The 13182-nt window shown below is 68.0% G+C and carries 15 protein-coding genes and 1 tRNA gene; 5 read left to right on the top strand and 11 right to left on the bottom strand.

Translation table 11 applies throughout. The features are described 5' to 3' along the window. Positions 1–29: 29 nt before the first annotated feature. On the top strand, positions 30–917 hold the full coding sequence (locus AB0C15_RS21295) for an NAD-dependent epimerase/dehydratase family protein (protein WP_357354433.1): 888 nt from the start codon (positions 30–32) through the stop codon (positions 915–917). Here AB0C15_RS21295 and AB0C15_RS21290 read toward each other — a convergent pair. The 5 genes from AB0C15_RS21290 to AB0C15_RS21270 form a co-directional block, all read right to left on the bottom strand. After that, positions 864–1613 (bottom strand): hypothetical protein, encoded by a 750-nt coding sequence (locus tag AB0C15_RS21290; RefSeq protein WP_357354432.1) that lies wholly within the window; start codon positions 1611–1613, stop codon positions 864–866. The two genes, AB0C15_RS21295 and AB0C15_RS21290, sit on opposite strands and share 54 nt — an antisense overlap. Continuing rightward, positions 1610–2926 carry a hypothetical protein gene (locus AB0C15_RS21285; RefSeq protein WP_357354430.1) on the bottom strand — a complete coding sequence of 439 codons (1317 nt, stop codon included), beginning with the start codon at positions 2924–2926 and terminating at the stop codon, positions 1610–1612. Before AB0C15_RS21285 ends, AB0C15_RS21290 begins: the two co-directional genes overlap by 4 nt. A 4-nt stretch (positions 2927–2930) precedes the next feature. Further along, entirely contained in the window at positions 2931–3320 is a 390-nt protein-coding gene (locus tag AB0C15_RS21280) for a hypothetical protein (protein WP_357354428.1), read from the bottom strand. 14 nt (positions 3321–3334) lie between these two features. After that, entirely contained in the window at positions 3335–3949 is a 615-nt protein-coding gene (locus AB0C15_RS21275; RefSeq protein ID WP_357354426.1) for an HD domain-containing protein, read from the bottom strand. Positions 3950–4102: 153 nt separating this feature from the next. Continuing rightward, positions 4103–5038, bottom strand: a complete 936-nt coding sequence (locus AB0C15_RS21270; protein ID WP_357354424.1) for a TetR/AcrR family transcriptional regulator C-terminal domain-containing protein — start codon at positions 5036–5038, stop codon at positions 4103–4105. Positions 5039–5100: 62 nt separating this feature from the next. On the opposite strand from AB0C15_RS21270, the gene AB0C15_RS21265 reads away from it, so the two are divergent. After that, positions 5101–6822, top strand: coding sequence for a carboxylesterase family protein (locus tag AB0C15_RS21265; protein ID WP_357354422.1), 1722 nt, complete (start codon positions 5101–5103; stop codon positions 6820–6822). A gap of 41 nt (positions 6823–6863) precedes the next feature. Here the strand turns inward: AB0C15_RS21265 and AB0C15_RS21260 are convergent, their stop codons facing one another. Together AB0C15_RS21260 and AB0C15_RS21255 are read right to left on the bottom strand one after the other, a co-directional pair. After that, on the bottom strand, positions 6864–7358 hold the full coding sequence (locus AB0C15_RS21260) for a hypothetical protein (protein ID WP_357354421.1): 495 nt from the start codon (positions 7356–7358) through the stop codon (positions 6864–6866). Between the two features lie 92 nt (positions 7359–7450). Next, on the bottom strand, positions 7451–8005 hold the full coding sequence (locus AB0C15_RS21255; protein ID WP_357354419.1) for a hypothetical protein: 555 nt from the start codon (positions 8003–8005) through the stop codon (positions 7451–7453). A 181-nt stretch (positions 8006–8186) separates the two neighbouring features. Here AB0C15_RS21255 and AB0C15_RS21250 point away from each other — a divergent pair, with 181 nt between their 5' ends. Further along, positions 8187–9845: a hypothetical protein gene (locus AB0C15_RS21250; protein WP_357354417.1), complete on the top strand. Its 1659-nt coding sequence runs from the start codon at positions 8187–8189 to the stop codon at positions 9843–9845. 279 nt (positions 9846–10124) lie between these two features. Here the strand turns inward: AB0C15_RS21250 and AB0C15_RS21245 are convergent, their stop codons facing one another. Both AB0C15_RS21245 and AB0C15_RS21240 read right to left on the bottom strand, forming a co-directional pair. Next, the gene (locus AB0C15_RS21245; RefSeq protein ID WP_357354415.1) at positions 10125–10316 is read right to left on the bottom strand and encodes a DUF397 domain-containing protein; all 192 of its coding nucleotides are present in this window, start codon (positions 10314–10316) and stop codon (positions 10125–10127) included. Continuing rightward, positions 10307–11074 (bottom strand): helix-turn-helix transcriptional regulator, encoded by a 768-nt coding sequence (locus AB0C15_RS21240; protein ID WP_357354412.1) that lies wholly within the window; start codon positions 11072–11074, stop codon positions 10307–10309. The genes AB0C15_RS21245 and AB0C15_RS21240 overlap by 10 nt, the downstream gene beginning before the upstream one ends. Positions 11075–11272: 198 nt before the next feature. Here AB0C15_RS21240 and AB0C15_RS21235 point away from each other — a divergent pair, with 198 nt between their 5' ends. Beyond that, on the top strand, positions 11273–11518 hold the full coding sequence (locus AB0C15_RS21235) for a flavin reductase (RefSeq protein WP_357354410.1): 246 nt from the start codon (positions 11273–11275) through the stop codon (positions 11516–11518). A gap of 27 nt (positions 11519–11545) precedes the next feature. On the opposite strand, the gene AB0C15_RS21230 is transcribed toward AB0C15_RS21235, so the two are convergent. Next, positions 11546–12382, bottom strand: a complete 837-nt coding sequence (locus AB0C15_RS21230; protein ID WP_357354408.1) for a class I SAM-dependent methyltransferase — start codon at positions 12380–12382, stop codon at positions 11546–11548. Positions 12383–12509: 127 nt separating this feature from the next. On the opposite strand from AB0C15_RS21230, the gene AB0C15_RS21225 reads away from it, so the two are divergent. Then, complete coding sequence (locus AB0C15_RS21225; protein ID WP_357354406.1) at positions 12510–12932, top strand: YbaB/EbfC family nucleoid-associated protein; 423 nt, start codon at positions 12510–12512, stop codon at positions 12930–12932. A gap of 119 nt (positions 12933–13051) precedes the next feature. Here the strand turns inward: AB0C15_RS21225 and AB0C15_RS21220 are convergent. Then, positions 13052–13136: transfer RNA gene (locus tag AB0C15_RS21220), tRNA-Ser, on the bottom strand. Positions 13137–13182: the final 46 nt, after the last annotated feature.

Here is a 13182-nt window from a genome sequence, read left to right as displayed (position 1 = left end):
AGGGCCAGTTGTCCAAGCACAGAGTTCTGGTGACCGGAGCGACGGGATTCATCGGCCGGTACGTGACGCAAGAGCTGACGTCGCGAGGGTTGCGCGTGATCGGCCTGGACCGGCACCGCTCCGGAGAGGCACTCCATCAGGACGCGGAACTCCTGTTGGGAGACGTGCGGGATCCCAGCGTGGTGACCGAGGCAATGGGGCAGGCGCACTCCTGGGTGCACCTGGCTGGTGTGCTGGGCACCCAGGAGACGATCGCCAATCCGATTCCAGCGGCCGAGACGAATGTCCTCGGCGGGCTGAACGTTCTCCAGGCGGCGGCCCAGTACCACCTCCCGGGTGTGAACATCTCGGTCGGCAACTGGTTCGAGGACAACACCTACAGCCTGACCAAGCACTGCATCGAACGCTTCTGCTCGATGTATCGCCAGTATCGGTCGTTGCCGGTGAGTGTGGTGCGTGGCTTCAACGCCTACGGCCCCGGCCAGTCGGTCGCTGCACCGTACGGGTCGAGCAAGGTCAGGAAGATCGTGCCCTCGTTCGTGTCCAGGGTGCTCAACGGCGACGTGATCCAGATTTACGGCGACGGCAAACAGATCATGGACATGATCTACGTTTCGGACCTCGCGGTCGTTATCGCCGAGGCGCTGGAATTCACCATCGGAGGCGGCCGGCCGAGCGGGGCCTTCGAGGCGGGCACGGGTCGCCGAACGACAGTCCTGGACATCGCGCACATGGTGACGGAGTTGGCCGGCACCGGCACGATTGCGCATCTGCCGATGCGCCCCGGGGAGTCACCGGGCGCGACGGTGTTGGCGGACACATCGACACTGGAGCCGCTGGGGATCGACGCCCGGACGTTCGTTTCACTCAAGGACGGTTTGCGACAGACCATCGACTACTACGCCGGGCGCACCTAGCAGCGGATTGCTCGCCGTCTGCTTGCCCGCGGACACCAGCTCATCGAGAAGGCCGACAATCGACCGCAGGCACAGACCCTGCAGACATACCTCGAACGGATCGAGGGTGTCGTCGAGGACCAGCGCGTCCCGTGCGAGTACGGCCGCCCGAGCGGTCTCGATCGGTGTCCACAGCAGGCGCGAGTAGGAGCCAGTTTCGGCCGGCACCTCCTCGGCACCCTCGCCGACCGTCACCACGTACGTGAGCATGGCCGTCCACTGATGCTCTTCGGTGCCAAGCGGATCAGAGACGTTGTCAAGCGACCTGGCCCACAACCTTGCGGATGCCCGGAACTGGCCCATCACCAGGGCCGGGGCCAAGCCGAGCTTGCGGGCCATGAGGTGCTCCAAGGCGTATCCGCCGATGGTGGACAGGTAGCCGCCACCGCCGACCTCGAACCACGACGATTGGGCGAGCCTTTCGACGGGCGCCTGCTGTTGTCGGTGCGCTGTTCCTGGGTCCAGGGCCTGGAAGACCTGCCAGGGCACGCCCATCGTCGGAGTGCTGACCACACCTGGAAACCGCTTGACCAGCGGGGTCGGCCGACGCACTCCCAACAGGACTTCCGACATGCTCCTGTCGCGGAAGACGACTGCGGAGATGACTCCGACGGCTTGCTGTTTCGAGGTCCCCGTCGGAACGGCGGCGTCCATCACGTTTGCCGGTCCGTTGGTGCTGAGGCGAACACCGTCTGTCGGAGCCAGTCCTCCTTGCGACGGAGCAGGCGGTTGAGCCGAGGCCCGTAGGTCTTGCTGTAGAGCTGGTCCAGTGGGACAAGCACCAGATCCGGGCTCCACGCACGTACGTCGTCCAACTCATCGGTGGACGAAGATCGGACGAGGTCCAGGCGGTAGACGAAGAATCCGAGGTGGGTGAAGCCCTCCTCACGGTCGAGCACGCACGTGCCCGTGAGCTTGAGGCGATCGTGGTGGACGTCCAGCCCGCAACTCATGAACAGCTCCCGCTGTGCGGCCCGGCGAAACGAAGCTTCCGGAACTTCGAGTGCCTTCGGCTGTCCAGCGCGCTTCCACAGGTCGTCCAGGGCGCGTTCGAGGTTCGGCTCCAGGCTCGCCCGGGACTGGTTGTCCAGGTCCTGAATGAGGATCCGTTCGCTGATGAGGGAGAGAGTCTGAAAATCGTCGCGGGAGTTCTTCTCGGTCCGCCGCTTGAGAAGTACGTTCGGCCCTCTGGCCGTGTTCACGCAGACGGCCACCACGGCGATGGGCTCGACGTCGTCCTGGGCCAGGCGTCCGTAGCGAGCTATCCGCTTGATGACCGGCTTGAACTCGCCGCCGGGCTGCCGGTTGTGTGTGAGGGTGCAGCGGATCTGCTGTGGCGTCAGCGGGATGGCCTGCGCCGCCATGGAGATCAGGTAGGTCTTGAGTTCGGTGACCTGCTCGCCCGACATTCGCGAGGCGATGATCATTTCCATCGTCGCACTGTCGTGTCCGGAGACCGGCAGGGTCGGCAACTGGCTGAGCGTTATTCCTGACTCGGCGCCATCTTTCGTCACGTGGATGATGCAGTCCAGGAACATCTCGTCGAACTCGTAGACCTTGAGGCGGTCCAGGGCCCTCGGTTCGCTCGTCCTCGGTTCGAGCCAGTTGCGGAGGCCGGTTATCCCGATGAGCCAGCGCCGCACCAGCGTGCCAAGGACCCCGGTCTGGCGGTACAGGGTGACGCGCCCTCGTGCTGGTGTGAAGTACCGGACCATCGTCGGCGACGTGTACTCGCCCCTTGTCAGGAGCTCGGCCTGCAGGTCGATGAGCCGGTCGGCGCACTGGTAGGGGAACACGCCGATGATGTCCACCGAGTCGGCGTCGAGAAGTTCTTTCAGGATGTCATCGACAGCGGGGGAGGGTGGGAGGCTGGCAGGGTGTGAGCTGGTCTGCTTCGGAGTTGGCTGCGGGCGCCCCAGCGCCCGAAGGGCGGCCTTGACCTCGGGCGGAGTCTGCGCTGCGCCTGACATCGCATCAAGCCCTGATCCGTTGCCGGCAGATCCGGCCGACCTCGTCCGTCATGACGAACCACGCCTCCTCGAGCTGATCTGAGCCCTGGTCGCGGTCCCCGGCTATGGCTACGACATTCATGACAGCCTGTCGGGGCTTCTCGCTCTTGAGTCGAAGCGCCAGGAGATACAGTCGCCGCCGTACGCGGCTGTCATCGTGGCCGAGGATCTCCGAGAGTGACGCCGGGGAGTCGAAGAGGTCCAGGATCTGTTCCGCGATGGCCCGCTGGGAATCGCGCTCACGGTCCCGTCTGCCGATGTGGTTCGTTATGACCGGCGCGGCAAGCCCGAACAGGGCGCCGATGAAGGCGGCGGCGAGTGTGACGATTTGGTCCGCCAGGAGCCCTCCCCTCATCGGGGTTGCCCTGACTAGGTGAGGTAGCCCTCACGGACCGCCTGGGCGACCATCTCTTTGTTGATCTCGGCGAGTGCCCCCAGAGGCTGCTCCACGCGCTGCAACCTCTTGAGAACTTTGCGGGAATCGACGCCGTGGTTCTTCCAAGAGGATTCCTCAGGATTGAGGAAGTTCAACAGTATTGGCAGGAACGCGTCAATCCCCTTGACGAAACGAGCCTCAGGCGTGGCTTGCGCCTCATACTCCTCCCAGAGGTCGGCCAGTAACGCGGCCGTGGGCTGCGGGAAGGTTGCCCGGATGTGGGCGATGGCGCCCTCCTCGCGGGATCGCTGACCGTCTACGTCGGAACCGAAGGCGAACGTGTCTCCAACGAAAGCCTCTACGACGTCATGAACGCACGCCAACAGGACCGCTCGTGCGATGTCGAGATCATCGGGAGAGTGTTCCGACAGGAGGATGACGCCAAGTGCGATGTGCCATGAGTGCTCGGCGACACGTTCCCTTCGCGAACCGGCGGAAAGCGGATTCTGGCGCTCGACGTTCTTCAGAGCCTCCAGCTGCAAAAGTAGATCCACCTGCGGAGGGAGGTTGTTGATGATCTTCAGCCTGCTCGCGTCATCGTTGATCACTCGAAGCCCTTTCCAAACACTCGAGCCTGCCGGGGAGCATGCCGTCCATATCAGCCAACACAAGCTGGTTGTTTGACGTCAAGCCTCAGGATGAGTCCGGACAGATGGAAAGTTCCCTCGCCTGTCTGCCCTGCCTAATGCCGGCCTGAGCGCTCACCGTCCGAGCAGTTGCTCCACCCCGTCGAGCAGTCGTTGCAGGCCGAATTCGAAGAGGCTCTCGACGTTGAGGTCGACCGCTGTGCGGCTGAGTCGGGCCAGGTGCGGAAACTCGCCCGCCGCGAGCAATCCACCGAACACGTCGGCCTGGGCCTCCATCCACTCGTCTTCGGAGAGGCCGGTGTCCTGCTCGGCCTCGGCCTCCCGCTCCAGATTGACCGCGGTTCCCCGAACATGGTTCGCCAGCGTGACCACCAGGTGGAGCTGGGTGTGCTGGTCCAGGCCGTGCCGGGCCAGGGCGCGAAGCGCCCACTCGGTGTGTGCGACCGCGTGCGGCGCCATCAGTGGGCGGGTCAGTGAGATGACCTGGGCCAGCCAGGGGTGTTGCCGGTAGATGGACCACTGGAGCCGGCTGAGCAGCTCCAGTTGGGCTCGCCACCCGGGCGGGAACGTGCGCGGCAGCCGGTGCGCCGCGAAGGCCGCGTCCGCCATCAGCACGAGAAGCTGCTCCTTGCCCCGAACCTGCCGGTACAGAGACATGGTCGGAACGTCCAGCTCCGTCGCGATGCGCCGCATGCTCAACGCCGGTAACCCCTCGGCGTCCGCGATCGTCATGGCGGTCCGCACCACCTGGTCGCGGGTCAGCCCCTGAGGCGGCAGGCGCCGACCTCCGGACGACGGGCTCCGACTCGACGTGGTCGGCCCTGCGCCGGTGACCACCATGCCCACACCCGGCACCGCCCGCACAAGGCTCTCCTGCCGCAGCGCGGTGAGAGCGCGGCTGGCGGTCGCCATGGCGACGCCCCACTCGCGGACGATCTGCCGGGTGGACGGCACCCGGTCGCCGGGCCCCAACTCGCCTGCCGTGATGCGCCGTCGCAACTCTCCGACGATGCGCAGATAGGGGGGAGTGCTCTCGTCGATCTCCGTCACGGTCGCCTCCCCAGCCTCGCCGTGACCGTAGCGCACTAGAGCACCAGTGGTCGCCCCGTCGAATGTCGAACGCTCCGTGTCGCCGCGCACTAGAGCTCTCTGGTGGCGTGGTTGCCATCTCGCCATGCTCGGTGCGTACGCCGTACCAGCATCGACAGATGGGGAGAGAGATGATGAGGCTTTCGTACCCTCGATGGGTCGTCACGATGGGCGCTGTCGTTCTCGCGGGCTCAGCGATGGCGGTCGGCCCGGCCGCGGCCGACGACGGCCGTCGGAGCGCTACCGTCGTCCGGACCGACCAGGGCGCGGTGCGGGGGGCCGTCGCGGCCGACCACCGTTCGTTCCAGGGCATCCCGTACGCAAGCCCACCGCTGGGTGCTCTGCGCTGGGCCCCGCCGCAGCCCGGTCCAAGGTGGACCGGCGTACGCGACGCACGCCGTCCTGGCGCCGCCTGCGCGCAGCTACAAGGGCTGCCGATGGACGCGCCCTCCGAATCCGAGGACTGTCTCTACCTGAATGTCACCACCCCGCGCTCCTTGGCGCGTACGCCTCGACCGGTCATGGTCTGGTTGCACGGCGGGGACTTCCGGTTCGGCAGCGGCGACCGGTACGGCGGGCAGCGGCTCGCCGCCGGTGGTGACGTCATCGTCGTGACGGTGAACTACCGGCTCGGTGCGCTGGGGTTCCTGGCGCATCCGGCGCTCGCTGGACGGGACGGCGTCACCGGCAACTTCGGATTGCAGGACCAGCAGGCCGCGCTGCGCTGGGTGCGGCGCAACGTCACGGCCTTCGGCGGCGACCCGGGCAACATCACCCTGTTCGGTCAGTCCGCCGGGGCGACAAGCGTCTGCGCGCAGCTCGCCGCGCCGAGTTCCGCTGGTCTGTTCCACCGCGCGATCATGCAGAGCAACTCCTGCGCCAACCCGGTCCAGACCCGGGCCGAGGCGATCGAGGCCGCCCAGGAGTTCGCTCGGAGGATCGGCTGCACCGACCCGGCGGCGGTCGCCGTCTGCCTGCGCGGACGCGCCCCCGGCCGGCTGGTCGAGACGGCCGGCTATCCCGGTGCGGGCGTCGACCTCGGCCCGGTCGTCGACGGCCACACGCTCCCGGTGAACCCGGCCGACGCGCTGACCACCGGGGGACTGCACCCGATGCCGGTGCTGACCGGGATGAACCGGGACGAGTCCCGGCTCGCGGTGTGGGGGATGGAACGGGTCGGGCTCAACTGCCCGGAGCCGCCGAAGCCGAACGAGGAACCGGAGTCGTGCCCGCTCACCGATGACCAGTACGGCGACCAGGTACGGGCCATGTTCGGTGACCGCGCGGAGGCGGTGCTGGCCCGCTATCCGCGCGACCCCGCACATCCCGCGAGCGTGACGTGGTCTGCCGTGCTTACCGATCACGACTACGCCGAGCCGATCTACTCTGCCGCGTTGGCATTCGCGCGGCGGGTGCCGACCTTTGCATATGAGTTCGCCGACGAGGACGCGCCGTTCTTCACCGACGGACCCGAACCGACGTTCACCGCCGGCGCGTATCACTGCGCGGAGCTGCCGTACCTGTTCGCGGTCGACTATGCCGAGGCGCTCACGCCGACTCAGCGGCGGCTCTCCGACGAGATGGTGCGGACCTGGAGCGGCTTCGCCCGGACGGGTCGGCTGGGCTGGCCCCGACTGCGTCCTGACGCCCCGTACGTGCGGACGTTCGCCGGTGGCGGTGCGTCGGGCGCGACGGACTTCGCGGTGGTCCACTCGTACGACTTCTGGCGGTCGCTCCGCCGGTGATGCCGCGGGGGTCGCCCGTCGTTCTGATCAGTCGGCGTCGGTCAGCACGGGCCCACTCCCTCGGTGAAGAGGCGGCGGGCCCAGTCCGCGTACCCGGCGATGGTTTTTCGGACCGTGCGCCCGTCGTGCAGGAACAGGTACGCGCGGTCGCCGCTGCGGGCGAGCAACCCGTCGAGGCGGTGTGTCCCCTGTGGAGCGCGCAGTCGGCTGACCTCCGGGTAGCGGTCCCAGACCTGGTCGACGGGAGATCCCGCCGTGATGCCCTCCGGTGTCCGCATCGGGTCGCCGACCCAGAGCAGCACGAGTTTGTCCTCCACGAAGACCGGGCTGACCATGTCGTGGCCGGCGAGCACCGGCCCGCAGGCATCCAGGCTGGTCCGCAGGATGCCGCGCCGGGTCAGCTCGTCCTCGGTGACGCCGAACTCGATGTTCTGCAGGCCGTTCAGGTCGATGATCTCCACGCTGCCGGCGGGTCGGCCCTCCGGGATCGGCCCGGTTGGCGGTGCGCCGCTGCCAGCGATCGAGGCAGCCGTCATCAGTGCGGCGATAAACGCAAATTGTCGCAATTTCATGGAATCCCCCAGTCCCCAACGGAACGGGAGCGTTCAGGTTGCTGCCAGTGGCCGGATTACTGATTTTCCCACTGTTCGACCAGCTCGTCCCAGTAGTCGGCGCTGAGCCGACGCCGCCCGTGCGCCAGCCAGCCCTCGGTGGTGCGCTCCAGGTGCAGTCCCAGTTCCGCGAACGGGTCGATCCACGAGCCGGGCTCGACGCCCAGTCGGGACAGCGCCCCGTTGATCGGCCACTGCTCGCGCGGCGCGTCCAACTCGTCATCGAAGCGCGGGCCCCAGGACGGCGCCCCGCCCAGCCACACCGCCGCCGACTGGTAGCCGACGCCGCCGCCGAACTCGGCCTCCAGGTAGGCCACCGGCCCCGACCGTGACCAGCGGGCCAGCACCTCGACCAGCGCGGTCGACAACACCAGGCCGAACGGGTGCGCGGCACTCCGGTCGTCGGTCGCGAAATCCGGCAACGAGCCGGTCAGTTCCAGCACCAACTGCGGGGTCACCGGCAGCAGCGCGAAGTCCTGGCGCAACTCGCCGAGGACCGCGTGATCCAACTCGGCGGTCTGCTCACGGAGCAGCTCAGCGTCCGCGACCACCGCGCTGAGCTGGTAACTCACCAGGTCCCTCCGCCGTCCACAGCCTGTGGATAGAACATGTGTACGACGGGTTCGGATCCGTCGGCTCCCGGACGCTACCCGCCGTCCGCGCCCGCCCTTCCAGTCCACTACCCGTTCGTCTCATTTCGGCAACCTAATCGCCCGCTTATCGTGTCTACGCGCCTATCGAAACGGGGTCTCTATGCAGCGAAGCGCAGCTTTTCTCGTTCTTCCCACAGTTCTGGCCAGCCTGGTGATCAGTGCTCCGGCGAAGGCGGCGGAAGACGTTCGGACCATCACCCGGGACGGCGTCGCTCTTCAGCACCACAAGGTGTCCTGGATGAAGAAGACGGCCCGGATAAGAGGCGCAGGTGTCGGCCGTTCCGACTTCGACGGCGACGGCGTCGACGACATCGCGGCCACCGCTGACCCGTCCGATTACAGGCTGCCGAAGGAGCCCGCCGGCGTGGTCACCGTGCGCTACTCCTCGGCCCCGAAGGTCGACTACCTCATGGGCGTCCTGGGGGACGGCGGCGGCTGCGTCTGTTTCGGCATGGCGCTCGCGGCGGGTGACTTCAACGGCGACCGTTTCGACGACCTGGCAATCGGCAACCTTGATGAGCAGGACCCCAAGAACAAGACCCATGCCGGCGGAGTCTGGGTCATTCCGGGTAGTGGCATTGGCCTGGTGGTCGACTCGGCAATCCACTTCAATCAGGATTCGCCTGGTGTTCCGGACAGTCCGGAGGACATGGACCGGTTTGGTGCTGCGCTAGCGGCCGGTGACATCAACGGGGACGGCCGCGACGACCTCGCCATCGGCGCCTGGGGGGAGTCGATCGGAAGCAAGGCGGGCGCCGGTGCGGTCACCGTCCTCCTCGGCGGTTCCACCGGCCTCACGAGCACCGGGGCACAGCACCTTCAGCAGGACCTGGCCGCGGTGCCGGGCGCGGCCGAGAGCAACGACCAGTTCGGCTACACGCTCGCGATCGGGAAGGTCGACAACAACAAGTACCAGGACCTTGTCATCGGGGCTCCTCGGGAGAACGACGGCGTGAGCTGGGACGGCAGTGGGATGGTCACCCTGATGTGGGGTTCGCCGAGCGGCGTGTCACTCACCGGCGCCACCTCGCTCACCGGTTCGGCGGTGAAGATGAACGACGGTACCGACACCATTGCGTGGTACCTGGGCGACGCACTGGCGGTCGGCGACGTGAACGGCGACGGGTTGGGCGAGGTGATCGCCGGAGCCCCCGGCGCCCAGACCCCGCACATCAATGGTGGCCTTGTCGTGGCTTTCGTCGGCCGCGCCAGCGGCCTGTCCGGCAGTGGGGCGCAGATCATCACGCAGCGCACCGCCGGCGTACCGGGCGACCCTGGAAATGATGAATACTTCGGTGGTGCGCTCGCGGTCGGTGACGTGACCGGCGACGGCAGGGCGGACGTGCTCGTCGGTGCGCCTGGCGACCAGGTCGGCTCCCGGACCGCAGCCGGCAGCGTCACCCTGCTCAAGGGGTCCGCCACCGGGCTGACGGGGGCCGGTGCGCAGGCGATCGACCAGAACCACTCGGCCGTCCCGGACGCGTCCGAGAACGGCGACAAGTTCGGCTCGGCCGTCGCCCTGCTGAACCTCGACCTCAGCGGCGGGCTCGACGCCGTCGTGTCATCGCCTGGGGAAGAGGTCAGCGGTGACCCGTCCGGATATCCCTCCGGAGTGATCAATCCGTTCTACGGATCGGCCACCGGGCTCGTACCGCAGAACAAGACGTGGAGTGGTCTGTCCGAGCGGACGGAAGTTATCTGGCCCCAGCGTTACGGTCTTCGGATCGCCGGGCCGCAGAGCGGCGGCGGGTTGTTCTGAGCCGTACGCACCAAAGCGCCCGGCCGGTCCGTCTTGGACCGGCCGGGCGTCTGCGTGAGGGTGGCCGTGAAAGTGTCGACGTCAGCCGCTGGTCGGCACCGGTCGACACGACGGTGCCCGTCCATCGATTCTTGCGGCGGCGATCCCCGAAATCCTGGACAGTTTCCCTTCCGCGCGAAGTTCCGCGCGAACGGAAACTGTCCAGGATTTCGACTGAGGTGGGACGCGTGCCGCAACAGGGCGGTGACGGGCTGGGTGACCGACGGGTCGTCGGGCCGCTCAGGCCCGCTGGGCGAGCTGGGTGACGAACGCGCGCCAGGCCGCGGGCGCGAACGTGAGCGCCGGGCCGGTCGGGTCCTTCGAATCCCGTACGCCGATGACGGCGGGCAGGTTGTCGGCGACCTCGACGCAGGCGCCGCCGTTGCCGCTGCTGCGGCTGCTCTTGCGCCACCGGGCGCCGTTCAGCTCCATGACTCCGCCACCTCCTGGATGAGTTCGACTGACTGCCGGTGGGACAACGCCTCCCCGCGCACGTTCTCCCATGCCGCCATCATGGCGGCGATGTCGTCGGGGTCGCTAGCGACTTGTCCCTGAAGTTGGTTGTCGAGGTAGCCGGCGATCCGGTGGTCGTGGCTGTGCGCGATCACGAACGGCCCGTTGAGGCCGGCATAGGCACCGACCGAGCTGGGCACGACGTGCACCCGGATGTGCGGCTCGGCGCACGCCGTCACCACGGCCAGCAGTTGCTCGCGCATCGTCGACCGACCGCCCACCCGGCGGCGGATGACCGCCTCGTCGACGACCGCCGTGAACTGCGGAGGGTCGTCCCGCTTGAGGATGCCCTGCCGGCCGAGCCGAACCGTGAGATGCCGATCGACCTCACCCCGGGGGATCAGACCCGCGCCGCCAAGCACCGCGCGGGCGTACGCCTCGGTCTGGAGCAACCCCGGCAGGACTGTCGACTCGAACCAGCGCAGCGACACCGCTTCGCGCTCGATTTCCTGCCACGGACGAAACCAGATGGGGTCACGACGTCTTGAAGTGTCCGGCCAGATGTCCGACACGTCCTTGTGCAGCGCCTCCGCTGCCGCCAGTCGGTGCCTCGGATGCGGGATGCGATCCTCCGTCAACCAGCGCCCCACGGTCTTCGGATCGACACCGACGGTCTCGGCGAGGGATTCGGTGGTGTGCCCGGTGTCGCTGAGCGCCACCCGAAGCGCGTCGTTCATGGCCCCTCCATCGGATGTCCTGAATATCTGCGAACCATATAGCTACGCGGTGTATCTGTCTCGTGACTCACTCAAGGCTGGTCCACAGAAGACGGCGTGGCCGGTGGAGGCGCAGGAGCCCGGCGGTCCGCGTCAGTCCGGGGGTCGCCCCGACGGGGAGGCGGGGCGGCCTTCGTCCACCGCGAAGGAGATGCGCCCATGCCCCGCCGCCGCCACCGGCACCACCTGCCGACCCGACCGACCTGGCGCTGCACCGCGTGCGGCATCGCCTGGCCCTGCTCGGCGGCGAAGCTGCGGCTGCTCGGCGAATACCGGCACGACCGGATCGCGCTGACCATCTACCTGGCGACGCTCCAGGCGGAGGCCGGCGAACACCTCACCGACGTCGACCCGGCCCGACTGACCGACCGCTTCCTGTCCTGGGCCCGCGCCCGCGCTGACTGAGCAGCAGGGCCCGCGCCTGGTCGAGCGTCAGGGGCGCCAGATCGCCACGCTGATGTCGCGGCGCCGTTCGGCGAAGCGGCCGTTCCGTGCCACCGAGGTCAACAGGTGCCGCAGGTCCGCCGAGAAGGCCGGGAGTCGGTCAGCGAACAGGTGTGGTGCCGCACTGGAGAGCGAGAACACCGCAGAGGTCACCTCGTCCACCGAGCGTTCCACGACCATCCCCTGTTCGACAGTGATCTGGGTGGGGCCGGTGAAGCCCACCGCGCGCATGATCTCCCCCTCGCCGGAGGGGGTGCCCATCGGTAGCAACCCCTGCCCGGCCCGGCGAACCGGCCCCAGGTAGCTCGCCACCAGATCGTCGATCTGTTTCCACGGCGGTCGGGGGTAGTGCAGTTGCTCGTCCCCGGTCACGCCCTGGTGCGTGCTGGCGCCGACGTGGACCCACGCCCCGTCGGGCGTGATCATGTCGCGGACGCGGGAGGCCACGAGCGGTCGATCCATCCAGTGGAACGACTGGGCGAAGGTGACCACCCGGAACATACCCAGGTCGGCGGGCAGGGCCTCGGCGCGCAGGTGCCGCCACCCGACGTTGGTGACCCTGCCCTCGTCGGCCCGGCGCTGGGCCTCGACGAGCATCTCCGGGTCGGCGTCGACGCCGACGACCGCTTCGAACAGGGGCGCGAGCAGCAGGGTCACCGATCCGGGTCCACAGCCGACGTCGAGGAGCCGGCCGGTGCCGTCCAGGTCGAGTGCCGCGCCGATCGCCTCGGCGAGGCTCGGGGGATAGGGCATGCGGCCCACGGTGTAGTGGGCGGCGCTGCCCGCGTACAACGTCTGGTCCCACTCCCACGTCGCGTCGGTCACGCCGTCGATGAGACCACAGGGTCGGGCGTACGCGGGGTCACCGGCTCGCTGGTGGACAGTCGTGCAGGCCCCCTCATGTTAATCTCGCTCCGCTAAGCATGATCACCTTGAGCGACCGAGGGGACACATGGCAGCCGAGGTTCCACCCGCGGGGGGCCTGCTGGACCCGGGCGGTGCCATGGAACGGCTCGCCGAATGGAAGGGTCGCCTGGACCAGTTGTCGGCCGCGACCGACGCGATGAGTGAGCGCGTCCAGGAACTGCGGGTGACAGTCGCCGACGGCAACGGGCTGGTGGAGGTCACCGTCGACTCCGTGGGCGCGCTCGTCGATCTGCACCTGGGTCAACGGGTTCAACGGGTCGCCCCCGAGGTCGTCGCCCGGACGATCATGACCACGATCGCCGCGGCCAAGCGGCAACTGGCCGACCGCGCCCAGGAGATCATCGGCGACACCCTGGGCACCGATTCGCCCGCCGCCAGGGCGATCGCGGAACGTGTCGGGCGGCAACTGCGTGACGCCGAGCCCCCGGACGAGCAGCACAACCGGTGAGCGCCGGGTTCGAGGTCGACGCCGAACAGATCCGTGTGGTGGGCTGACAGCCACCCCGCAGACGACTCAGGGCCGGTCCCCGTTGGGGCCGGCCCTGTCGTTCGTGCTGCTCAGACGAGCGGAGGATACGAGATTCGAACTCGTGAGGGTGTAAACCCAACACGCTTTCCAAGCGTGCGCCCTAGGCCTCTAGGCGAATCCTCCGCGAGCCAGGATACAGGCCCGCGTCGGCCGGGCCACCCCACCACCC

Source organism: Micromonospora sp. NPDC048835 (assembly GCF_040649995.1).
Taxonomy (GTDB): Bacteria; Actinomycetota; Actinomycetes; order Mycobacteriales; family Micromonosporaceae; genus Micromonospora.
This window is presented reverse-complemented; position numbering and strand designations above follow the sequence as displayed.

Coding starts and splice junctions, on each gene's coding strand:
- AB0C15_RS21265 (WP_357354422.1), top strand. CDS start 5,101: ATGTCGAACGCTCCGTGTCGCCGCGCACTAGAGCTCTCTGGTGGCGTG.
- AB0C15_RS21285 (WP_357354430.1), bottom strand. CDS start 2,926: ATGTCAGGCGCAGCGCAGACTCCGCCCGAGGTCAAGGCCGCCCTTCGG.
- AB0C15_RS21225 (WP_357354406.1), top strand. CDS start 12,510: ATGGCAGCCGAGGTTCCACCCGCGGGGGGCCTGCTGGACCCGGGCGGT.
- AB0C15_RS21235 (WP_357354410.1), top strand. CDS start 11,273: ATGCCCCGCCGCCGCCACCGGCACCACCTGCCGACCCGACCGACCTGG.
- AB0C15_RS21250 (WP_357354417.1), top strand. CDS start 8,187: ATGCAGCGAAGCGCAGCTTTTCTCGTTCTTCCCACAGTTCTGGCCAGC.
- AB0C15_RS21280 (WP_357354428.1), bottom strand. CDS start 3,320: ATGAGGGGAGGGCTCCTGGCGGACCAAATCGTCACACTCGCCGCCGCC.
- AB0C15_RS21245 (WP_357354415.1), bottom strand. CDS start 10,316: ATGGAGCTGAACGGCGCCCGGTGGCGCAAGAGCAGCCGCAGCAGCGGC.
- AB0C15_RS21260 (WP_357354421.1), bottom strand. CDS start 7,358: ATGACGGCTGCCTCGATCGCTGGCAGCGGCGCACCGCCAACCGGGCCG.
- AB0C15_RS21240 (WP_357354412.1), bottom strand. CDS start 11,074: ATGAACGACGCGCTTCGGGTGGCGCTCAGCGACACCGGGCACACCACC.